The 20,217-nt window shown below is 63.8% G+C and carries 20 protein-coding genes; 10 read left to right on the forward strand and 10 right to left on the reverse strand.

Translation table 11 applies throughout. The annotated features are described in order from the left end of the window. Positions 1-10: 10 nt before the first annotated feature. The 4 genes from yedA to ACIPZ5_RS15460 form a co-directional block, all read right to left on the reverse strand. Positions 11-925, reverse strand: coding sequence for a drug/metabolite exporter YedA (gene yedA / locus ACIPZ5_RS15445; protein WP_343600120.1), 915 nt, complete (start codon positions 923-925; stop codon positions 11-13). A gap of 109 nt (positions 926-1,034) precedes the next feature. Then, complete coding sequence (locus tag ACIPZ5_RS15450; RefSeq protein ID WP_400809512.1) at positions 1,035-1,640, reverse strand: PolC-type DNA polymerase III; 606 nt, start codon at positions 1,638-1,640, stop codon at positions 1,035-1,037. Positions 1,641-1,648: 8 nt separating this feature from the next. Continuing rightward, positions 1,649-2,128: an NYN domain-containing protein gene (locus ACIPZ5_RS15455; protein ID WP_261941682.1), complete on the reverse strand. Its 480-nt coding sequence runs from the start codon at positions 2,126-2,128 to the stop codon at positions 1,649-1,651. Between the two features lie 146 nt (positions 2,129-2,274). After that, positions 2,275-3,033: a DUF2076 domain-containing protein gene (locus ACIPZ5_RS15460; RefSeq protein ID WP_343600116.1), complete on the reverse strand. Its 759-nt coding sequence runs from the start codon at positions 3,031-3,033 to the stop codon at positions 2,275-2,277. A gap of 155 nt (positions 3,034-3,188) precedes the next feature. Here ACIPZ5_RS15460 and ACIPZ5_RS15465 point away from each other — a divergent pair, with 155 nt between their 5' ends. From ACIPZ5_RS15465 to ACIPZ5_RS15475, 3 genes are all read left to right on the forward strand, one after another. Next, positions 3,189-3,845 (forward strand): YciC family protein, encoded by a 657-nt coding sequence (locus tag ACIPZ5_RS15465; RefSeq protein ID WP_400809514.1) that lies wholly within the window; start codon positions 3,189-3,191, stop codon positions 3,843-3,845. Between the two features lie 87 nt (positions 3,846-3,932). Continuing rightward, the gene (locus ACIPZ5_RS15470; RefSeq protein ID WP_400809517.1) at positions 3,933-4,427 is read left to right on the forward strand and encodes a hypothetical protein; all 495 of its coding nucleotides are present in this window, start codon (positions 3,933-3,935) and stop codon (positions 4,425-4,427) included. A 180-nt stretch (positions 4,428-4,607) separates the two neighbouring features. Next, positions 4,608-5,102 (forward strand): hypothetical protein, encoded by a 495-nt coding sequence (locus tag ACIPZ5_RS15475; RefSeq protein ID WP_400809518.1) that lies wholly within the window; start codon positions 4,608-4,610, stop codon positions 5,100-5,102. A gap of 10 nt (positions 5,103-5,112) precedes the next feature. Here the strand turns inward: ACIPZ5_RS15475 and hrpB are convergent, their stop codons facing one another. Further along, the gene (gene hrpB, locus ACIPZ5_RS15480) at positions 5,113-7,641 is read right to left on the reverse strand and encodes an ATP-dependent helicase HrpB (protein ID WP_400809520.1); all 2,529 of its coding nucleotides are present in this window, start codon (positions 7,639-7,641) and stop codon (positions 5,113-5,115) included. Positions 7,642-7,756: 115 nt separating this feature from the next. Here hrpB and ACIPZ5_RS15485 point away from each other — a divergent pair, with 115 nt between their 5' ends. Further along, positions 7,757-8,176 (forward strand): polyribonucleotide nucleotidyltransferase, encoded by a 420-nt coding sequence (locus ACIPZ5_RS15485; RefSeq protein WP_261941688.1) that lies wholly within the window; start codon positions 7,757-7,759, stop codon positions 8,174-8,176. A gap of 25 nt (positions 8,177-8,201) precedes the next feature. Beyond that, on the forward strand, positions 8,202-9,071 hold the full coding sequence (locus tag ACIPZ5_RS15490) for a cation diffusion facilitator family transporter (protein WP_343600106.1): 870 nt from the start codon (positions 8,202-8,204) through the stop codon (positions 9,069-9,071). Position 9,072: 1 nt separating this feature from the next. On the opposite strand, the gene ACIPZ5_RS15495 is transcribed toward ACIPZ5_RS15490, so the two are convergent. Beyond that, positions 9,073-9,891: a DUF6515 family protein gene (locus tag ACIPZ5_RS15495; protein ID WP_343600104.1), complete on the reverse strand. Its 819-nt coding sequence runs from the start codon at positions 9,889-9,891 to the stop codon at positions 9,073-9,075. 391 nt (positions 9,892-10,282) lie between these two features. Here ACIPZ5_RS15495 and ACIPZ5_RS15500 point away from each other — a divergent pair, with 391 nt between their 5' ends. Both ACIPZ5_RS15500 and ACIPZ5_RS15505 read left to right on the forward strand, forming a co-directional pair. Next, the gene (locus ACIPZ5_RS15500; protein ID WP_003249795.1) at positions 10,283-10,759 is read left to right on the forward strand and encodes an Lrp/AsnC family transcriptional regulator; all 477 of its coding nucleotides are present in this window, start codon (positions 10,283-10,285) and stop codon (positions 10,757-10,759) included. A gap of 52 nt (positions 10,760-10,811) precedes the next feature. Next, positions 10,812-11,015, forward strand: a complete 204-nt coding sequence (locus ACIPZ5_RS15505; protein WP_027917747.1) for a DUF2788 domain-containing protein — start codon at positions 10,812-10,814, stop codon at positions 11,013-11,015. 83 nt (positions 11,016-11,098) lie between these two features. On the opposite strand, the gene ACIPZ5_RS15510 is transcribed toward ACIPZ5_RS15505, so the two are convergent. The 4 genes from ACIPZ5_RS15510 to ACIPZ5_RS15525 form a co-directional block, all read right to left on the reverse strand. Beyond that, positions 11,099-11,728: a pseudouridine synthase gene (locus ACIPZ5_RS15510; RefSeq protein WP_400809523.1), complete on the reverse strand. Its 630-nt coding sequence runs from the start codon at positions 11,726-11,728 to the stop codon at positions 11,099-11,101. Positions 11,729-11,734: 6 nt separating this feature from the next. Further along, positions 11,735-13,198 carry an AMP nucleosidase gene (gene amn / locus ACIPZ5_RS15515; RefSeq protein ID WP_261941691.1) on the reverse strand — a complete coding sequence of 488 codons (1,464 nt, stop codon included), beginning with the start codon at positions 13,196-13,198 and terminating at the stop codon, positions 11,735-11,737. An 84-nt stretch (positions 13,199-13,282) separates the two neighbouring features. After that, positions 13,283-14,935 (reverse strand): acyl-CoA dehydrogenase family protein, encoded by a 1,653-nt coding sequence (locus ACIPZ5_RS15520; protein WP_261941692.1) that lies wholly within the window; start codon positions 14,933-14,935, stop codon positions 13,283-13,285. A gap of 195 nt (positions 14,936-15,130) precedes the next feature. Next, entirely contained in the window at positions 15,131-17,122 is a 1,992-nt protein-coding gene (locus ACIPZ5_RS15525) for a 7TM diverse intracellular signaling domain-containing protein (RefSeq protein WP_400809526.1), read from the reverse strand. Between the two features lie 265 nt (positions 17,123-17,387). On the opposite strand from ACIPZ5_RS15525, the gene ACIPZ5_RS15530 reads away from it, so the two are divergent. Genes ACIPZ5_RS15530 through hemL form a run of 3 tightly spaced genes read left to right on the forward strand, consistent with a single transcriptional unit; the run spans position 17,388 to position 20,123 of the window. Then, positions 17,388-18,185 (forward strand): hydroxymethylpyrimidine/phosphomethylpyrimidine kinase, encoded by a 798-nt coding sequence (locus tag ACIPZ5_RS15530; protein WP_261941694.1) that lies wholly within the window; start codon positions 17,388-17,390, stop codon positions 18,183-18,185. 13 nt (positions 18,186-18,198) lie between these two features. Continuing rightward, positions 18,199-18,822, forward strand: coding sequence for a thiamine phosphate synthase (gene thiE, locus ACIPZ5_RS15535; protein WP_261941695.1), 624 nt, complete (start codon positions 18,199-18,201; stop codon positions 18,820-18,822). A 17-nt stretch (positions 18,823-18,839) separates the two neighbouring features. Then, the gene (gene hemL, locus ACIPZ5_RS15540; RefSeq protein ID WP_060509483.1) at positions 18,840-20,123 is read left to right on the forward strand and encodes a glutamate-1-semialdehyde 2,1-aminomutase; all 1,284 of its coding nucleotides are present in this window, start codon (positions 18,840-18,842) and stop codon (positions 20,121-20,123) included. The last annotated feature ends 94 nt before the right edge of the window (positions 20,124-20,217 follow it).

Raw genomic sequence — 20,217 nt, forward strand, 5'->3', positions numbered from 1 at the left:
TCGCCCCTGGCTACTTGCAGATTTCGCCCTTCAACGGCTGCTCGGGCGCCTTGCGCCACTGCGGCAGGCCAATCAGCACCACCGCGCCGATGATCACCGCCATGGCCAGGCATTCTTCCGCGCCGATTTCTTCGCCGGCGAAAACGATGCCCAGCAGCACCGCCACCGCCGGGTTGACGTAGGCGTAGCTGGTAGCGGCTGCCGGGCGCACGTTCTTGAGCAGGTACATGTAGGCACTGAAGGCGAGGATCGAACCGAACAATACCAGGTAAGCCAGCGCGCCCCAGCCAGCGGCGGTCGGCATCTGCGTCATGCGCTCACCCGACAGCACGCTGCCCAGGAGCAATACCGCACCGCCGACCAGCATCTCGGCGGCACTGGCCATCGGCCCCTGAGGCAGCGGCAGGCTTTTGCTCCACACCGAACCGAACGCCCACGACGCCGCCGCGAACAGGATCAGCGCCGCGCCAATGGGGCTGGCCTGCAGGTTCGAGCCCAGGTTGAGCAAAGCGATACCGAGCAGGCCAAGGAAGATCCCGGCCCATTCCAGGCGCGAGTTGCGGTGGCCGAACAGCAAACCGAATAGCAGGGTGAACAGCGGCACCGTGGCCACCGCCAACGCCGCCACACCCGATGCCACGCCGGCATGCTCGGCGACGGTCACACCGCCATTGCCGCAGCTGAGCAGCAGAAAGCCGATGGCACCCGCCGCACGCCATTGCGGCCAGGTCGGTGCCGGCACCCCGCGCCAGCGCAGGAAGCCGTACAGCAGTGCGCCCGCGATCAGGAAGCGCACCCCCGCCATTAGCATCGGCGGCCATGACTCGACGCCGATGCGGATAAACAGGTAGGTGGAACCCCAGACCAGATACAAGGCCAGGAAAGCGCCGATGAGCAACAGCGGAAAGCGACGGGAAGCAGGCATGGCAGGCAACTCAGAAATCCGTTTTCGGGTGACCGAGTTTAGGACTGTGCTCACGTAAACATAAGTTACAAAACAGCTCGAAATGAGCGGCACACTTTTGCTGCGTGCATCAGGCGAACCTGGCCAAGGTTTCGCGGACTTTAGCCGCAGGCGTTTTCTGCAGGCGGCACAGGAGTTCGTGGGAAAGCTGCTGCACGCCGTGGGTCTGACGCAGCACACCAGCCAGGTGTTGCAGCAGGTTCGCGGCCATTTCGGCATCGGCCATGGCCCGGTGCGCAGTGCCGGTATCCGGTAGCCCGGCCCAACGGGTCAGGGTACCCAGCTTGTGGTTCGGCGCCGCTGGCAGCAGGCGCCGTGACAGCAGCAGGGAACAGGCAAATGACTGCCTACGGCTGCGGCCGATGCGGCCCAGTTCGTAATCCCAGAACTTCTGGTCGAAGGCGGCGTTGTGAGCCAGCAAAGGGGTGTCCCCGACGAACTCGGCCACGTCGTTCATCACCTTGTCCACCGGCGGTGCAGTGCGCAGCATCGCCGTGGTGATGCCGGTCAGCCCGGCGACGAAGGAAGGCACCGGCACGCCGGCATTCATCAGGCTCTGGTAGCGCTCGACAATGCGCCCGCGTTCCAGCATCACCACCGCCACCTCGGTGGCGCGGCAGCCGGCACCGGGGGAGATGCCAGTGGTTTCAAAGTCGATGACAGCAATACGTTCCATGAAAAACCTTAGTGCTTGAGCAACAGCGCGCCCTCGATGGGCACATAACGGGTGGCGGCACGAATCAGCGACAACGCGGTCAGCCCAGGGACGCCATAGACCACCGCCTCGGTGCCGTGGCGCTGGATCACCCGCTCCAGCAGCAGGTCGAAGTCACCGTCACCGGAGGCCAGCACCACCTGGTCGACCCGGCTGGCGGCATCGATCACATCAAGGGTGATGCCCACGTCCCAGTCGCCTTTGGCCGAACCGTCGCTGCGCTGGATGAACGGTTTGAGGCGCACGTCAAAACCCAGGTTGCGCAGGATCTGCTGAAACTGCTGCTGCTTGCTGTCACCACGGTCGATGGCATAGGCAACGGCCTCGACGATCTCACCTTCGCGGCTGACGTCCTTCCACAGTGCGGTGTAGTTGAAGTGGCAGCCGTAGGCCTGGCGCACGGTGTAGTAGAGGTTCTGCACATCGGCGAACAGCGCGATCTTTTTCACCTGGGAACCCCATGGTCTGGAAGAGTTCGCGGGCAAGCCCGCTCCCCAGGGTATGTGCAACCTTCAGGTTTGCACTGTGGGAGCGGGCTTGCCCGCGAAAGGGGCGCAAGGCGCCCCCCGGAATTGCCAGCAGTATGCCAGACCGGTCAGACGAACGTATCGTCATCCGAGAAGAAGCCACCGCCATCGTTACCGTAGTCGGTATCGGCCCAGCCGCCCTGGTCGTTGCCCCAGCCGCCGTTGTCGGCGACCTGCTGCTGCCCGCCCTGGTCATTCCAGCCGCTGCTGTCACTGGCCGGTGCCGGCTCCTCCTTGATCACCTCGACCACTTCCTCAGGCTGCGAGTGGTGGTTGAACAGGCTGCTGATGCCTTGCGCCAGCAACACACCACCCGCGACGCCCGCAGCGGTCTGCATCGCACCGCCCAGGAAGCTGCTGGCACCGCTGCGCGCCGGTGCGGCGCCAAAGCCGGCTTGCGGTTGTGCTTGCATTTGCGGCTGCGGCTGGGAGAAGCCCGGTGCACTCGGCTCGCGCCAACCACCGCCCGAGGCTACCGGCGCACTTGGGCGCTGCGGTTGCGCCGGTTCCGGGTTGCGCGCACCGGCACCGAAAATGCTGGAGAGGAACCCTCCCCCGCCATTGCCGCTGCTGGCACGGGTCGCCTCAAGCTGGGCCCGGGCTTGCTTCAACTCAGCCTCCAGTTGCTTGTTCTGCTCGTCCAGGCGCTTGATCGCAGCTTCCTGAACAAGGATCGCCTGGGCCATGTAGTAAGGCGCCGCCGGCTGCTGGCGGACATGCTCCTCGATCCGTGCCTGCGCCTGCACATCACGCGGCTGGCTCGGGTCTTCGGCTTGCTTGATGCGGCCGAACAGGCCGTCGATCAGGTTTTGTTCATCAGTGTTCATTGGGCTACCTCATGGGCTAGCAGGACATCGGACACGGCAAAGATGGGGCGCACTGGCTGCGGATTCAATCACTGCGCAGGTGAAACTTTTTTCAGCAAGTAACTGCTCTGGGCTAAAGTTAGGCCCCTGTTTTTACTGCCATGCGATGTTGACTGATGAATCCGCTGAGCGTTCTGCGCGACTCCCTGTACTTCTTCCGCCGCCACCTGGCTAGCATCATCCCACTATGCCTGCCACTGGTGGTGCTCGAAGCCCTCACGACCCAGCTGCTGTACCGGCAACTGGGTGACGAGGCCACTGCGGCCTACGGGATGCTGATCAGCCTCTTGTTCTACCCGCTGTACAGCGCGGCGCTGATCCTCTACCTGGATACCCGCAGCAACGGCCAGGAGATCCCCAAACGCGACCTGTTCGCTCGCGCCGTGCAGCTATGGCCGCAACTGGCCCTGCTGATCATGATCAGCTCGCTGCTGATCATGGCCGGCCTTGCCCTGTTGGTCTTCCCTGGCGTGTGGATCATGATCAACCTGGTGTTCGCCGAGTACTTGCTGGTGTTGCGCGGCCTGCCGGTGGTGCAGTCGATGCGCGAAAGCGCACGCATGACCACCGGGCACTTCCTGCGCATCATGATCTGCGTGCTGGGAGTACTGGCACCGATCTGGCTGATCGACGGGCTGTTGCTGATGGCTTTCCCCGAACCCGCACCGGGGGTCGAACTGGCCATGGACAGCCTGAGCGGCTTCCTGCAGCTGTTCAGCACCGTGGTGCTGTATCGCCTGTTCATGCTGCTGGAAGGTGAAGCCGGGGCCTGAGACATCTGGGAAAGTCTTCGTTCTGCTCGCACGCCCGAGGGTGGCATTAGGGTAAACAAACCTTCAATGCCATTCGAGGAAAGCGTTATGGACAAGGTGATTCAAGATAAGTATGCCAAGACGTTTCATGCTTCGCTTATGATGAAATTCAACAATAACTTAATCACGGTGCGCCTCAGCGAGGGTAAAGAAAAATCCACTTGGGATTTCACCCCCGGTGATGACTGGTTAGTGGTGAAGGCAGGTACCATACCGAACGGGATGGAGTTCAGATACGTTTCACACACCGAAGATCGCCTGCACTATCACATCCACCTTTCGGGACAACCAGACAAAAAGTTGGGCGTCAGCCGCAATGGCTACCTCGGCTTTTACCGGATAGCCGAAGTCACTGATTACTGGGAGATCGAACCCTTGTACCTGGACCGTGACAGGCTGTTTTGCCACCTGCGCGACCAGAGTGGAAACAAGGTAAAGGTCATGAACTATGCACCAAGCTACTGGGGTTACGACCACCCGCCAGCCCCGCTGAACGTCAAGGAAGGTGAAGTCGCTACCTTCGCGCTTGACCTGAGTTGCTGATGCAAAGGTGGAAGGCATGAAGCGCTGTACGATTAGCCTTGATACTCGGTGAGGCAGCGTTGAAGTTCGCCTCGGAATGCTCATTTACAGTCCGCCCGACGGCTGTATAGGAAGCCATTCAGCCTCCCATCTGGCACGCCCGGTCCATACGGTGGAGTCTCCATCAATAGGAGGCTCCACATGGACTCGCTAATTCAAGACACTTATGCCAGGTCGTTCAGCGGCCAACTGTATGCAATGGCCTGCCTCGAAGAGGTGCCCCTGCGGCTAAGCAGCAGCCGCGATAAATGGAGTTGGGGTATCACGCCTCAGGACGACTGGCTCATGGCAGGCGGTGTGCAGAGCTCCATACGCCTGGATTTTGCTTTCGACTCCCAGACAGAAGACCGACTGCACTACCACATCAGCCTCGCTGGCAATGCGAATCCCCCCAAGAAACTGGGCTTGAGCCTGAACGGTTACCTGGGCTTCTACCAGCGCTCGGAAGTGACCGATTACTGGAAGATCGAACCGCTGGAGCTGTCGGAGTACGGTCTGGTCTGTTACCTGCGTGATCACCAGGGCTACCGGGCGGGAGCCATCCGGGACACCCCGCATTACAACCGCCAGACCCAGTACCTGCTGAACACAAGAGAAGGCGAAACAATCACCTTCCTGCTCAAGCAGGATAGCTGAGCACTGTCCCTCAGGTGCCGCGCGGCTTGGCCCGTGCGGTAGCCTCAGCCACCAATGGATCATCCGGCCAATAGTGCTTGGGGTACCTGCCCTTCAGATCCTTCTTCACCTCGGCATAAGTCGTACGCCAGAAGTTGGCAAGATCCTGGGTCACCTGCACCGGCCGCCGAGCCGGTGACAACAGATGCAACTTCACCTGCTGACGGCCATTGGCGATGCGCGGGGTTTCGGCCAAGCCGAACAGCTCTTGCAAGCGTACGGCAAGGATTGGCGGGGTCTCGCTGTAGTCCAGTCGAATGTTCGAGCCGGACGGCACCGCCAGATGCGCCGGGGCCCATTCATCCAGGCGCTGTGGCAATGGCCAGGGCAGCAGATTGCGCAAGATCGATGAAAGGTCCAGGGCAGCCAAATGGCTCAGCCGCGAGACTTTGCCCAGATAGGGTTGCAGCCAGTCTTCCAGGCTGGCCAACAGGGCCTCATCACCCAGGTCGGGCCATTCGCTTTGCCCATCCTTGAGCAGATCCAGCTGACGCAACAGTGCCACCCGCGCCTGCCACTGCCGCAGCTCCGGGGTCCAGCTCAGCAGATTCAAGCCTTTGCGCCGCACCAGGCCAACCAGTGCCTGGGCACGGGCTTCATCATTCAGGCCGGGCAATGGTTCGCGGCTCAGCACCAGTTCGCCGACCTTGGTCTGGCGTTCGGCGCGCAACACCTGCTCACGCTCGTCCCAGTCGAGGAGATCAACGTGCTCGACCTGCTCGGCCAGCACGTCATCGAGCAGCGCCGGGTCGAACTCGGCTGCCAGGTAGATGCGCTCTTCCCGTTGGCCCTGCCGGCTGCCCAGGTCGGCGATCACCAGCCACGGGCATTTCATCAATGCATCGACCTCGGCAAACAAGGCAGCACGGCCGTTAGCCAGGCGATACTCGGCACCGCCCTCACGCCGCTGCTGGGCGACCCGGTCGGGATAGGCCAGCGCCAGCAAGGCGCCGAGCCAGCGGGGATGATCAGGGTCGGCCACTGCTACGCCGACCTTGCCGCGCAACAGGCCACGGTATTGGCGAGCGAGTTGCCGGGCCCGCTGCACGCCACCCTGGCCGCCCCGGCCGGCCTTGCTCTCGCCGCTGACCAGCGCCAACCGGCTGTGCAGGTCGGCCCCACCACCGCGCTGGATATCACGCTCGCCGAGCAGCGCCGCGACATCGCAAGCCATGCTGGCCAGGCCAAGTTGCTGACCCCGCAGCAACAGATGGGCAATGCGCGGATGAGCCGGCAATTCTGCCATCATCTGGCCGTGCTCGCTGAGATGGTCGTGGCTGCCCGGCTTGAACGCGCCTAGCCGCCCCAGCAGGTCCCGGGCCTGGGAAAACGTCGCGGCAGGTGGCTGGTCGAGCCAGCGCAACTGCCCTGGGCTGACACCCCAGCGCGCCAACTGCAGGGCCAGGCCAGCGAGGTCGGCCTGAAGGATCTCGGCGCTGCCGTGTGCGGCCAGTTGTTCATGCTGAGCCTCGGACCACAGGCGGTAGCACACCCCCGGTTCCAGGCGCCCGGCACGGCCCGCGCGCTGGGTGGCACTGGCGCGGGAAACCCGCTGGGTGTCGAGGCGGGTCATGCCGCTGCCGGGGTCGAAGCGCGGCACGCGCGCCAGGCCGGCATCGATGACAACGCGCACGCCGTCGATGGTCAGGCTGGTTTCAGCGATGTTGGTGGCCAGCACCACCTTGCGCAGGCCCTTGGGCGGCGGGTCGATGGCCGCACGCTGGGCATTGAGGTCCAGCTCACCGTGCAGCGGGCAGAGCAGCACATCGGGGCGCTCACCCAAGGCGTCCTGCAGGCTTTGGTGCACACGGCGAATCTCGGCCTGCCCGGGCAGGAACACCAACACGCTGCCGGGTTGTTCGGCCAACGCCAGCAGCACGTTATCCACAACCCGAGGCTCAATGAACTCGCCCGGCTGGAAAGGCCGGCCCCAGCGGATATCCACCGGGTGCATACGCCCCTCGCTGCTGACCACCGGCGCGTCGTCGAGCAGCCGCGACAGGCGCTCGCCTTCCAAGGTCGCGGACATCAGCAGTATCTTCAGCGGTGGGTCGTCACGCAGCAGTTCGCGGCCATTGAGGCTCAGCGCCAGGGCCAGATCGGCATCCAGGCTGCGCTCATGAAATTCATCGAAGATCAGCAGCCCCACGCCGTCGAGCGCCGGATCGGCCTGCAGCCGACGGGTGAGAATGCCTTCGGTGACCACTTCGATGCGGGTGTTCGGCCCGACCTTGCTGTCCAGGCGGATGCGGTAGCCCACGGTTTCACCGACCTTTTCGCCCAGTTCGCTGGCCAGGCGCTCGGCCGCCGCGCGCGCAGCCAGGCGGCGCGGCTCAAGCATAAGGATGGTCTGCCCGGCCAGCCACGGCTCGTTGAGCAGCGCCAGGGGCACGCGGGTGGTCTTGCCCGCACCGGGAGGTGCTTCGAGCACGGCTTCGTCACGGTTTTCCAGGGCTTGACGCAAGGCGGGCAAGACAGCATCGATCGGTAAAGAATTCATGGTGGTCCTCGAACAGTCTCGCGAGTATAACGGCGAACCCAGCCTGCTCTATCATGGTCTTAGCTTCAGGTGCTGGCGCTTCGCTTGCCCTGCTGAAAACTTTTCGGAGATTTACATGCGCATCCCATCCCGCGTCATTGGTGGCGCCCTGATCGTCACCCTGCTGACCCAGTTGACGGCCTGCGGTACCATTTTCTATCCAGAGCGCCGTGGCCAGATTGGCGGCAAGATCGACCCCGTGGTTGCCGCGATGGACGCCATCGGCATCCTGTTCTACGTGATCCCGGGCCTGATCGCCTTCGGCATCGACTTCGCCACGGGCGCCATCTACTACAAAGGCGGGCACACAGCCCAAATCGACCCGGTAAAACTGCGTGACGCCGTCAGCCCGGACGGCAAGGTCGACAACCTCAAGCTGCAGGCCATTCTCGAAAGCGAACTGGGCCAGCGCCTGCCGCTGGATGATCCACGGCTGATCCAGCACCGCGGCAGCGTCGAGCAGCTGGCGGCCCTGGGCCTGGTACCTGCGGCCTGATCTTCACAAGGACATCACCCTGGGCATGATTACCCCGGCCGAACACCAGCGCCTGCTGCGCCTGGCTACCCGCGCATCACTGGCGGTGGCCAGCATTCTGGTCCTGAGCAAGGCTGTCGCCTGGTGGTTGAGCGGTTCGGTCAGCCTGCTGGCCGGGCTGACTGACTCGGCACTGGATGCCGTCGCCTCGTTCCTCAACCTGCTTGCCGTGCATTACGCCCTGCGCCCGGCCGATGACGACCATCGTTTCGGCCACGGCAAGGCCGAGGCCCTGGCCGGCATGGCCCAGGCACTGTTCATCGGGGTGAGCGCTGTGTTGATCGGGGTACAGGCTGTCGAGCGCCTGCGAGCACCAGAGCCGCTGGGCGACACGGCCATCGGCATCGCCGTGATGCTGCTGTCGCTGGCGCTGACCCTCGCCTTGCTGGCATTGCAGCGCAAGGTCATTCGCCTGACCGGTTCCACGGCCGTGCGCGCCGACTCACTGCATTACCGCTCCGACCTGTTGCTCAACGGCAGCATCCTGCTCGCCCTGCTGCTGGCGCGCGTTGGCTGGCCGCAGCTGGATGCGCTGTTCGGCCTCGGCATCGCGTTCTACATCCTCTGGAGTGCGCTGCAAATTGCCCGCGAAAGCACGGCGATTCTCATGGACAAGGAATTGCCCGGCGACATCGGCGAAGGGATGGCCGAACTGGTCCTGGGCATTCCCGGTGTGAAAGGCGTGCACGACCTGCGCACGCGCGTGTCGGGCAACCAGTGGTTCGTGCAACTGCACCTTGAGCTGCCGGGGCAGCTGCCGCTGCATGAGGCCCACGACTTGTGCGTGCGGGCCTCGGCGGTCATCCGCCAGCGTTATCCACAGGCGGACGTGATGGTGCATGCCGATCCGGTGTGATTCAGTTGACGCTGTAGCCTCGGCCACTGAAGCAGGCACTCAGTGCCCGTCGGTAGTTGCTCGCCACTTCCACGGGTGGCGCATAAGGCGCCGTGGCCGGGTCAAAGCCTGACTGGCTCACCGCCCAGCGGTGGCACTGGTAGCGGTCCTGGTCCTGCTGCTCCTGCCCTTGGCCATACATCGGGTAGGCAATCACGTCGTAGCTGTTGCTGGCCGGGGCTGCCGCTGGCAATGGTGCCGGAGCCATGGCGGGCGGGTTTACCACGACATACTCCTGGCTGTCGGCCAGGTACTGGTAGTAGGTGTCGGCCACCAGGAAGAACAGTGCGCCGCCCAGCCAGACTTCCCGCGCATAGGACGGCAGGTAGTTGACCCGCACGCCGTAGGGCGGTGTCACCACCACGTAGCTGCCACCGTGCGGGCGGTACCAGTAGCCCCCGGAGTAGAAGTAGTCATTGCCGCGATACGGCACCTTCCAGTAGCGGTCCGGGAAGTGATCGACCGTGTGCCCTGGGCGATACTGCGGTCCGGGGCCCCAGCCATTGCCGTGGCCATCCGGGCGCCCCTGCCAGTCGCCGCCGGGCCGTTGCCCTGGCCCGCCGGCTTGCCAGTGCCGATTGTCACCGATATGCCGGGGGATATCCTGGTAATAGCCCTGCCGCGCGGGCTGGGTCTGCTGCACTTCGTCACGCGAGTTGAGCGAGCGGCCGGGGCCACCTTCGTTGCCACGCCCCTCGCCCGGCCCTTCGGCCATGGCCCCGAGACTGATGCTCAAACCCAGCAAACCAACACCTGCCAACTGCCAGATGCGCGACTTCATGTTGTTCCTCACGGTAAAGAATACGGCATGCCGCCAGTCTACCGCGCTGGCGCCACGGGCAGATGAAATCGCGGCAATGAAAAAAGGGAGGCCATTGGCCTCCCTTTGAGAATTGTCGTCCGTGCTCGGCACTTGTGGCGCCGGCTCACCTCACAGCGTCTTCTGAAAGCTGTGTAGCCCGGGGGCCTGCAGATCCCGTTGGATGGCTGGCCGCGACCGCCCGCCTAGGGCGCGTCGCCGTGGACTGATGTCCGGGCAGTGATTCTGGGGTTAACGATACGGGAGTGGCTGCGGCAGAGGATTGCGAAGATTGCTCAGATAAATAGCACTTGCGCAATTTTTAACCCTGGATCGATAATTCACCGCAATTCGAACAGAAAAGGCCTTTTCCATGAGCAAACTTGACCGCTACGACCTGAGCATCCTCGCCGAATTGCAGCGCGACGCGCGCATCTCCAACCAGGAGCTGGCCGAACGCATCGGCCTGTCGCCATCGCCATGCTCGCGTCGGGTCAAGCAACTGGAAGACGACGGCTATATCTCGCGCCAGGTCGCCCTGCTCGACCGCAAGAAGCTCGGCCTGAGCCTGACTGCCTACGTGCTGATCGGCATGGACCGGCACACCCCGGAACGCTTCGAGACGTTCGAAGCCGCCATCCGCAACCTGCCGCAAGTGCTTGAATGCAGCTTGGTAACCGGTATGGATGCCGACTACCAGCTCAAGGTAGTGGTGCCGGACATGGACCACTACCAAAAACTGCTGCTAGGCAGCCTGACCCGTATCGAAGGCGTGACCAGCGTGCGTTCGAGCTTCGTACTCAACCAGGTACTGGCGAGCACCGAGCTGCCATTGACCCACCTGCGCTAAACGCCCGCTCGCCCGCGTATAATCGAAAGCTCAGCCTGCCTGGAGAACACAGATGGATCCCGCCGTATTCGAAGAATGGATGATGATCGTCCTCGTCACCGTACTGATCGGTTTCATGGGCTTCATCGTCTGGGACCTGGCGAAAAAATCCAAGGCCGGGCGCTTTGGCACGATGATCCTGTTCTTCGTGCTCGGGCTGGGCGTGCTGGCTTTCATCATCAAGAGCGTGGTGGTGGCATTTCTCGAAGGCGTTTGAAAATTCTGGGGCCTCTTCGCGGGTGAACCCGCTCCCACAGGTAAAGTGCAGCCTTCAAGGCAGTGCAGTACCCGCGAATGGTCCTAAAGCTTTGGCGCCACTTCACGCCAGCAACCCTGCTCCAGCCCATCCAGCGTCCAGTCGCCGATCCGCACCCGCACCAGGCGCAAGGTCGGCAAGCCCACTGCTGCAGTCATCCGCCGTACCTGGCGATTACGCCCCTCGCGAATCACCAGCTCCAGCCAGCAGGTCGGCACGCTCTTGCGAAAGCGTACCGGCGGATTGCGTGGCCATAGGGCGGGCTCGTCGAGGCGCCGCGCTTCGGCGGGCAAGGTCGGCCCGTCATTCAGTTCCACGCCATCGCGCAGTCGCTGGATCTGTTCGTCGCTCGCCTCGCCTTCCACCTGAACCCAGTAAGTCTTGGGCAACTTGTGCTTCGGGTCGGCGATTCGCGCCTGCAGCCCGCCATCGTTGGTCAGCAGCAACAAGCCTTCACTGTCACGGTCGAGCCGCCCGGCCGGGTACACGCCTGGGATGTCGATGAAATCCTTGAGGTTCGCGCGCCCCTCACCGTCGCTGAACTGGGTCAGTACATCGAACGGCTTGTTGAACAGGATCAGGCGTGGCTCGGCCGGCGGCGCCTTGGCCTGGCGACGGGGGCCGGCAGGCCGCGCCTGGAGGCGGCGCGGCTTGGAACGGGGTGGCAGTGGCATGGATCCTCAGCGGAACGGCGGCTCATCGAAGCTGCGCAGTTTACGCGAGTGCAACGAATTGAGCTCGGTGCGCAGCAGGTCCAGGGCGGCAATGCCGATCTTCAAGTGCTGGCTGACCGCACGGTTGTAGAAGGCGTTGGCCGAACCCGGCAGCTTGATTTCGCTGTGCAACGGTTTGTCGGACACGCACAGCAAGGTGCCGTATGGCACCCGCAGGCGATAGCCCTGGGCGGCGATGGTGCCGCTTTCCATGTCCACCGCCACGGCACGCGACAGGTTGATCAAGGGGCGCTCCTGGGCCCAGCGCAGCTCCCAGTTGCGGTCGTCGTAGGTCAGCACAGTGCCGGTGCGCAGGCGCTTCTTCAGTTCTTCACCACGCTCGCCGGTTACCTGTGCTGCGGCTTCCTGCAGCGCCAGCTGCACTTCGGCCAGTGCCGGGATCGGAATGTTAGGCGGCACCACGCGGTCTAGAATGCCGTCGCGGCGCATGTAGGCGTGGGCCAGCACGTAGTCGCCGATGGTCTGCGACTGGCGCAGCCCGCCGCAGTGGCCGATCATCAGCCAGCAGTGCGGGCGCAGCACCGCCAGGTGGTCGGTGATGTTCTTGGCGTTGGAAGGACCAACGCCGATGTTGACCAGGGTCACGCCATCACCGTCACCCGCGATCAGGTGGTAGGCCGGCATCTGGTAGCGGTGCCAGACCACACTGGCCACCAGGGCCTGAGCTTCGCCGTGGTCCATGCCCTTCTCGATCACCACGTTGCCCGGCAGCACCATGCGCACGAAGCGCGGGTCTTCACGCAGCTGCTCGAGGCCGTGGCTGATGAACTGGTCGACATAACGGTGGTAGTTGGTCAGCAGGATCCACGGCTGCACGTGGCGCCAGTCGCTGCCGGTGTAGTGCACCAGGCGACGCAGGGAGAAATCCACGCGGGCGGCATCGAACAGCGCCAGCGGCAGGGTTTCGGCGTTGCCCCAGTCATACAGCCCATCGGCGATGTTGTCAGTGGCCGCCGACAGGTCGGTGCTAGGGAACACCCGCGCCAGCTCGGCGGCGGTGATGCCGCTGCCGGCCAGCTCATCGCCCTGATCGACCACATAGGGGTACGGGATGTTCTGTTCGCTGACGCCGACTTCCACGGTCACCGTGTAGTCATGCATCAACGGCCGCAGCTGCTCCAGCAGATAACCGCGGAATGCTGCGGGCTGGGTGACGGTGACGCTGTAGGTGCCCGCCACCTGGACCTTGGCATAGGCGCGGGTGGTGGCGGCCACTTCGCCGTGGCTGTAGTAGGTCAGGCGCAGAGCCGGGTAGCGGTACAGGGCGCGCTCATCGGCACCGGGCTCGGTTCGGTCTTTGAGATAACGCTTGAGGGCCTGGCTCAGGGCCCCGGTGGCCTGTTCATGCAGGGCCGCCAGACGGTCGACGGCCTGTTCGGGGGTATCAACGACTACAAAAGCTTGGCTCACACTGGGCTTCCTGTCTGGACATGCATGTCAGCCATCTTGCCTGCCTTTGTTGCTAAATACACCCCCGATAGTCAGCCGTAGCATTCAACTCGGCCAGGCCGGTGTCGCCCGCGCCACCAGTGCCTCGACATCAACGCCCCGCGGCAATGCGCCATACACCCGCCCACCAGCGGCCAGCCGGCTACCGATGAACGCATCGCTGACCACGGCATTCCCCGCCTCCAGCAGCAGCTTGGCCTGCAGTGCCAGGGCAATATCCTCGGTCAACTGCCGTGCCCGGTACTGGATATCGCTGGTATCAGCAAACGCCCCCTTGAGGTTGCCAATATGCGCGGCCAGGCGCGGGTCGCCATGCCCATCGCCCAGCTCGGCGAACAGTGCATCGAGCACGCCAGGTTCCTTGGACAACGCGCGTAGCACGTCCAGGCATTGCACGTTGCCAGAACCTTCCCAGGTCGAATTGACCGGCGCTTCGCGGTACAGCCGCGGCAGGATGCTGTCTTCGACGTAACCGGCGCCGCCCAGGCACTCGGCGGCCTCGTTGATCATGGCCGGCGCCCGCTTGCAGATCCAGTACTTGCCCACCGCCGTGACCAGCCGTGCGAAATGCGCCTGCTGCGGATCGTCGAGCTGCTCCAGGGCTTGCCCCATGCGCAAGCTGAGGGCCAGCGCGGCCTCGCTTTCCAGGGCCAGGTCGGCCAGCACATTCTGCATCAGTGGCTGTTCGTTCAGCACCCGACCACCGACCTTGCGATGGGCGCAGTGGTGTGCTGCCTGGGTCAGCGCCTGGCGCATCAGCGCACTGGAGCCGACCATGCAGTCGAAGCGGGTCATGGCGACCATTTCGATGATGGTCGGCACGCCACGCCCCTCCTCGCCCACCATCCACGCCAAGGCACCGCGAAACTCGACTTCACTGGAGGCATTGGAGCTGTTGCCCAGCTTGTTCTTCAGGCGCTGGATGTAGAACTGGTTGCGGTTATCGTCGGGACGGTGGCGCGGCAACAGAAAGCAGCTCAGGCCCTTGTCGGTCTGGGCCAGGGTAAGAAACGCGTCGCACATTGGCGCCGAGCAGAACCACTTGTGCCCGACCAGCTCGTAGGCCTGCCCCGGGCCGGGGCTGCCGACCGGGTAAGCGCGGGTGGTATTGGCGCGAACGTCGGTGCCGCCCTGTTTTTCGGTCATGGCCATGCCAAGGGTCACACCGGCCTTGTGCCGGTCACCGACATTACGCGGATCGTACTCGCAAGCAAGGATCTTCGGCAGCCAGTATTCGGCCAGCTCGGGCTGCAGCCTGAGTGCGGGCACGGCAGCGAAGGTCATGGTCAGCGGACAACCGGTACCGGCCTCGGCCTGGCTGTGCAGATACGTCATCGACGCCCGCGCCACATGGGCTCCGGGGCGAGGTTCGGCCCAGGGCAACGAAGGCAGGCCGTGCTCGACGGCAGTGCGCATGAGCTCGTGATAGGCAGGGTGGAACTCGACCAGGTCGATGCGATGGCCATAGCGGTCATGGCTGCTGAATTCCGGCTTGTGCGCATTGGCCAGGAAGCCTGCGGCCATCAGCGGCCCACCCGCCAGGGCACCATAGGCGTCGATCCGCGATTCGGCCCAACCGGCCCCGAAACGCCGCGACCATTCCTGTAGCGGCAGGTCGAGGCGGTACAGGTTGGCACCGTCGAGTGACGGCGGCTGGTTGGTGACTTCGTGGGTTTCAGCGTACTGGTGCAGGTTCATCGGTAGCTCCTGGATCCGGGCATGCCTGAAAGGCCCAGTGAAGCACTCCCTGCGGGTCAGTCAAAGTGACAATAATGACTAAACATGTGGCTCAGGGCTGCCAAGGGTTCGCCACAACAGTTTCAGCGCCAGCGAGACCGAGCGCCGCGCGGGCGGCGCAGGGTGTCACAGGCGCTGAAACCCTGAAGGCAGGCCCTAGAACCGCGTAGCGCCCGACACAGCCCGCCCCGGTGGCATCTGCACCTGGGCAATCGCTACATTCAAGGTCAGCTCAAAGCGGCTCCCCAACCCCCGCGTCGACTCATGGGACAGTTTGGCATCAAGCAGTTCGGCCAACTGCCGGCAGATCGACAACCCAATCCCGAGCCCGCCATAGCGCCGGGTCATCGAGCCGTCGACCTGGAAGAACCGCTGGTAGAGAATCGCCTGATCCAGATCATCGAAACCGATGCCGCTGTCGCTGACGGTGAAACTCAACGCCAGGCTGTCAGGGCCAAGGCGGCGACCGCGGACCTGCACCATCACTCCGCCCTGATGGGTGAACTTCAGGCCGTTGTCTACCAGGCAACCCAGGCAACGGGCCACTTTGTGCGCATCGCCCAGCAACTCGTCCGGCAGCTCGGCGGGGATGTCCAGGCTCAGGTACAACCCCTTGCCCAGGGCCGTTCCGGCATAGCCGGCACGCAGGTCCTGCAGCATGCGCCGCAGGCTGAACGGCAGCGCCTGTGGCCGCATGCGGCCGGCCTGCAGTTCGGTCAAGGTGAGGATGTCGTCAACCATGTCCATCATGTCCTGGGCCGAACCGACCGCCGTACGGTGGTACTGGGCCATCTCGGCACTCATGGGCAGCGTGTGCATCAGTTCGAGCGAGCCGATCACGCCATTCATCGGCGTGCGCAGTTCGTGGGTGACGGTGGCAAGGAATTCGTCCTTCAGGTGATTGCTCCGGGCCAGTTGCTGGTTCATCTGCTCCAACGCCTGGCCGGTATCACGCAGGGTCTGCGCCTGCTGTTCGCGCATGCTGTTGATGCGGTCGGCAAGGGCCAGCGACAGCAACGCCACTTCCAGCGCCGACCCCAGCTGGCTGGAGTACATGGTGATGAACAGGTTGGGCAGGTAACCCAGCACCATCAGGGTATTGACCAGCCCACCGAGCAGAAACGCCGTCCAGGCAATAATGAACCAGCGCGCCACGCGCAGGCCACGCATCCAGGCATACAACCCGGCGGCAAAGATGCTCACCGTGAACAGCAGGGCCAGCACCGTGGCCATGCGCAAGGCGATGCCGTAGCGCATGCTCACCGACAACACCATTACCAGCACGCCACCGAGCATCAGCAACTGCAGCAACCGGTCGAAGCCGCTGCTGATCTTGCCCAACTGCAGGAAGTGACGCGCGAACTGGCAACCGAACAGGCCTGCAGCGCCGATGAACAGAGGCGTGGCAGCATTGGCCCACCACGGGCTGTCCGGCCAGAAGTAGGCGACCCCTGCCCCGTTCACCGACACCTGATAAAAGCCGAACGAGGCAATGTAGAGAATGTAGTAGAGGTAACTGACGTCCCGCACACTGAGGTAGATGAACAGGTTGTACACCGCCATCACCAGCAACACACCGTAGATCATGCCCAGCACATAGAGGCGGGTCGGCTGGTCTTCCATGTAGGCTTCGGCGGACCACAACGCCAGCGGTGCCTGTACCGAACCCTGGCTGTGCAGGCGCAGGTAGGCGGTGGTCGATTGCCCGGGTTGCAGGGGTAGTTCGAACAGGTAGTTGTTCTGGCGTATCTGGCGGCTGTCGTAGGGTAAGGCGTCGCCGGTACGCTGGGCCAGGCGGAACTCGCCATCGCTGCCCGGCAAGTACAGCTCGATATGATCCATGGGCGGGTATGCCAGCTCCAGCAACCACTGCCGCGGCTGCGCATTGGCAGAGGCCAGATAGTGCAGGTCGACCTTGAGCCAGAACACCGAAGTCGAGTAACCGGCGTTCAGCACGTCCTGGTGGTGCGTGCGGAAACGGCTGGCGAAGATAGGCGCGCTGACCTGGGCAATGCTGGCGCTGCCATCGCGGTCCTCGTAGACCTGCATGACTTTGCCCAATGGAAGATGCCGGGTCGCCTCGTCGAATTCGACGGCTCCGGCCAGCACGGGCAGCAAGCCCAGAAGCACAATCAGCAAATAGCGCATACAGCCCCAGCATGGCCTGTCCGGTCGCGTCGCGATGGCCTCCAATCCTTTTGAGACGACGAAATCCGGCAGCGCCCGTTTGTCGAGTTATCCGAGCACTCTAGCATAGCTTTCAACGTTGGCGACGGGCCACTCTAATTTTCAAATGAACAGCTCTAAATCAATGCTTTCAGCGCTAATAAACGAAAAAAACTGACCGCCCGATCAACAAATCTCATTTGTAGGACGATCCGCACAAATGGGTTTGGTGGTAAGCTCGCCGACCATGAATACCTACAGCTCCCGCCCCGTTGTCCTCTGTCTCTCCGGCCACGACCCAAGTGGCGGCGCCGGCTTGCAGGCAGATATCGAAGCCCTGATCGCCCAAGGCTGTCACGCCGCACCTACCGTGACCGCCCTGACCGTGCAGGATACCGTCAACGTTTCCGACTTCCGCGTGCTCGACCGTGAGTGGGTCCTGGCCCAGGCCAACGCCGTGCTAGCCGACTCCACGGTCGCCGCCGTCAAGCTGGGCATGCTCGGCTCGATCGACATGGTCGACACCGTCGCCGAACTGCTCAGTGCCCACCCGCACCTACCGCTGGTCTGCGACCCGGTGCTGCGTGCCGGTGGCGGTGGCCGCCTGGGCAAGGACGAAGTCGGCTATGCCCTGCGCGAACGCCTGCTGCCGCTGGCGACCATCGCCACGCCGAACCTGCCGGAAGCACGCATCCTGGCCGAGCTGCCTGAAGGCACCGCCGACGAATGTGCCGAAAAACTGTTGCCGTTCTGTAGACACCTGCTGATTACCGGTGGTCACGGCGACGAAGACGAAATCCATAACCGCCTGTACAGCCGCGACGGCCAGAGCCACACCTGGACCTGCCAGCGCCTGCCGGGCAGCTACCACGGCTCGGGCTGCACCCTGGCCAGCGCCCTGGCCGGTCGCCTGGCCCTTGGCGAGCAACTGCAAAGCGCGGTGAAAAGCGCCCTGGATTACACCTGGCGTACTCTGCGTGATGCCGAACAGCTGGGCAAAGGCCAGTTCGTCCCGCGCCGCCTGCCCCTGGATTTCTGCTCCTGATACGAGGCTTTCAATGAAGCTACGCGGTCTGTACGCAATCACCGACAGCCAGCTGCTCGCCGGCCGTTTCCTGTCCCACGTCGAAGCCGCGCTGGAAGGCGGTGTGTGCCTGCTGCAGTACCGCGACAAGAGCGACGACGCCGCCCGCCGCCTGCGCGAAGCCGAAGCACTGATGAAGCTGTGCGAGCGCTACGGCACCCAGCTGATCATCAACGACGACGCCGAACTGGCCGCACGCCTGGGCGTCGGCGTGCACCTGGGCCAGACCGACGGCCCGCTGACGCCGGCGCGCGCCCTGCTCGGCCGCCAGGCAATCATTGGTTCCACCTGCCACGCCAGCCTTGAGCTGGCCACCCAGGCGGCCAGCGAAGGCGCCAGCTACGTGGCCTTCGGCCGCTTCTTCAATTCTGTCACCAAGCCCGGTGCGCCGGCTGCCAATGTCGATCTGCTGGCGCAGGCCCGTGCCCAGGTAAAACTGCCGATCGCCGTGATCGGTGGCATCACCCTCGACAACGCCGCCCCGCTGATCGCCCATGGTGCCGACCTGCTGGCGGTGATCCACGGCCTGTTCGGTGCCGACAGCGCGCAGGAAGTCACCCGCCGCGCCCGCGCCTTCAACGCCCTGTTCGCTTCCTGATTTCGAGAGAAGATCCCATGTCCCGTTCCGAAGCCCTGTTCGCCCAAGCCCAGAAGCACATTCCTGGCGGCGTCAACTCGCCGGTCCGCGCCTTCAAGAGCGTCGGCGGCACCCCTCTGTTCTTCAAGCATGCCGAAGGCGCCTACGTCGTCGACGAAGACGACAAGCGCTACGTCGACTATGTCGGCTCGTGGGGCCCGATGATCCTCGGCCACGGCCACCCGGACGTGCTCGATGCGGTACGCCGCCAGCTGGAGCACGGTCTGTCCTACGGCGCGCCGACCGCGATGGAAACCGAGATGGCCGACCTGGTCTGCTCGCTGGTGCCGTCGATGGAAATGGTACGCATGGTCAGCTCCGGCACCGAAGCAACCATGAGTGCCATCCGCCTGGCCCGTGGCTATACCGGCCGTGACGCCATCATCAAGTTCGAAGGCTGCTACCACGGCCACTCCGACAGCCTGCTGGTCAAGGCCGGCTCCGGCCTGCTGACCCAAGGCGTGCCGAGCTCGGCAGGCGTACCGGCGGACTTCGCCAAGCACACCCTGACCCTGCCGTTCAACGACATCGCCGCAGTCGAGAAAACCCTGGCCGAGGTCGGCCAGACCGTAGCTTGCATCATCGTCGAACCGGTAGCCGGCAACATGAACTGCGTGCCGCCGGCGCCTGGCTTCCTCGAAGGCCTGCGCGAGCAGTGCGACAAGCACGGCGTGGTGCTGATCTTCGACGAAGTGATGACCGGTTTCCGTGTCTCGCTGGGCGGCGCCCAGGGTTACTACGGGATCAAGCCGGACCTGTCGACCTTCGGCAAGATCGTCGGCGGTGGCATGCCGGTGGGCTGCTTCGGTGGCAAGCGCGAAATCATGGGCTGCATCGCCCCGCTGGGCCCGGTCTACCAGGCCGGTACGCTGTCGGGCAACCCGCTGGCCATGGCCGCTGGCCTGACCACCCTGAAGCTGATCAGCCGCCCTGGCTTCCATGACGAACTGACCGCCTTCACCAGCCGTATGCTCGACGGTCTGCAGCAACGCGCCGATGCCGCTGGCGTACCGTTCGTCACCACCCAGGCGGGCGCCATGTTCGGCCTGTACTTCAGTGGCGCCGACGACATCGTCACCTTCGATGACGTGATGGCAAGCGACGCCGAGCGCTTCAAGCGCTTCTTCCACCTGATGCTCGACGGTGGCGTGTACCTGGCACCGAGTGCGTTCGAGGCAGGCTTCACTTCGATCGCCCATGGTGAAAAAGAACTGCAAATCACCCTGGATGCGGCTGAAAAGGCCTTCGCCGCACTGAAGTGATTGGCCGCCTGCGCCGGCCTCTTCGCGGGTAAACCCGCTCCCACAAGTTATGCGTGTAACCTGTGGAAGCGGGTTTACCTGCGAAGAGGCCGGC

The organism is Pseudomonas sp. NPDC089428, from assembly GCF_044749325.1.
GTDB lineage: Bacteria > Pseudomonadota > Gammaproteobacteria > Pseudomonadales > Pseudomonadaceae > Aquipseudomonas.

Excerpts from the sequence above, each read along its gene's own strand:
- ACIPZ5_RS15530 (WP_261941694.1), top strand. The coding sequence starts at position 17,388 with ATGAATACCTACAGCTCCCGCCCCGTTGTCCTCTGTCTCTCCGGCCAC.
- ACIPZ5_RS15510 (WP_400809523.1), bottom strand. The coding sequence starts at position 11,728 with ATGCCACTGCCACCCCGTTCCAAGCCGCGCCGCCTCCAGGCGCGGCCT.
- thiE (WP_261941695.1), top strand. The coding sequence starts at position 18,199 with ATGAAGCTACGCGGTCTGTACGCAATCACCGACAGCCAGCTGCTCGCC.
- ACIPZ5_RS15520 (WP_261941692.1), bottom strand. The coding sequence starts at position 14,935 with ATGAACCTGCACCAGTACGCTGAAACCCACGAAGTCACCAACCAGCCG.
- hemL (WP_060509483.1), top strand. The coding sequence starts at position 18,840 with ATGTCCCGTTCCGAAGCCCTGTTCGCCCAAGCCCAGAAGCACATTCCT.
- ACIPZ5_RS15525 (WP_400809526.1), bottom strand. The coding sequence starts at position 17,122 with ATGCGCTATTTGCTGATTGTGCTTCTGGGCTTGCTGCCCGTGCTGGCC.
- ACIPZ5_RS15460 (WP_343600116.1), bottom strand. The coding sequence starts at position 3,033 with ATGAACACTGATGAACAAAACCTGATCGACGGCCTGTTCGGCCGCATC.
- ACIPZ5_RS15475 (WP_400809518.1), top strand. The coding sequence starts at position 4,608 with ATGGACTCGCTAATTCAAGACACTTATGCCAGGTCGTTCAGCGGCCAA.
- ACIPZ5_RS15465 (WP_400809514.1), top strand. The coding sequence starts at position 3,189 with ATGAATCCGCTGAGCGTTCTGCGCGACTCCCTGTACTTCTTCCGCCGC.
- ACIPZ5_RS15505 (WP_027917747.1), top strand. The coding sequence starts at position 10,812 with ATGGATCCCGCCGTATTCGAAGAATGGATGATGATCGTCCTCGTCACC.
- ACIPZ5_RS15490 (WP_343600106.1), top strand. The coding sequence starts at position 8,202 with ATGATTACCCCGGCCGAACACCAGCGCCTGCTGCGCCTGGCTACCCGC.
- ACIPZ5_RS15495 (WP_343600104.1), bottom strand. The coding sequence starts at position 9,891 with ATGAAGTCGCGCATCTGGCAGTTGGCAGGTGTTGGTTTGCTGGGTTTG.
- ACIPZ5_RS15485 (WP_261941688.1), top strand. The coding sequence starts at position 7,757 with ATGCGCATCCCATCCCGCGTCATTGGTGGCGCCCTGATCGTCACCCTG.
- ACIPZ5_RS15500 (WP_003249795.1), top strand. The coding sequence starts at position 10,283 with ATGAGCAAACTTGACCGCTACGACCTGAGCATCCTCGCCGAATTGCAG.
- yedA (WP_343600120.1), bottom strand. The coding sequence starts at position 925 with ATGCCTGCTTCCCGTCGCTTTCCGCTGTTGCTCATCGGCGCTTTCCTG.
- ACIPZ5_RS15470 (WP_400809517.1), top strand. The coding sequence starts at position 3,933 with ATGGACAAGGTGATTCAAGATAAGTATGCCAAGACGTTTCATGCTTCG.
- ACIPZ5_RS15450 (WP_400809512.1), bottom strand. The coding sequence starts at position 1,640 with ATGGAACGTATTGCTGTCATCGACTTTGAAACCACTGGCATCTCCCCC.
- hrpB (WP_400809520.1), bottom strand. The coding sequence starts at position 7,641 with ATGAATTCTTTACCGATCGATGCTGTCTTGCCCGCCTTGCGTCAAGCC.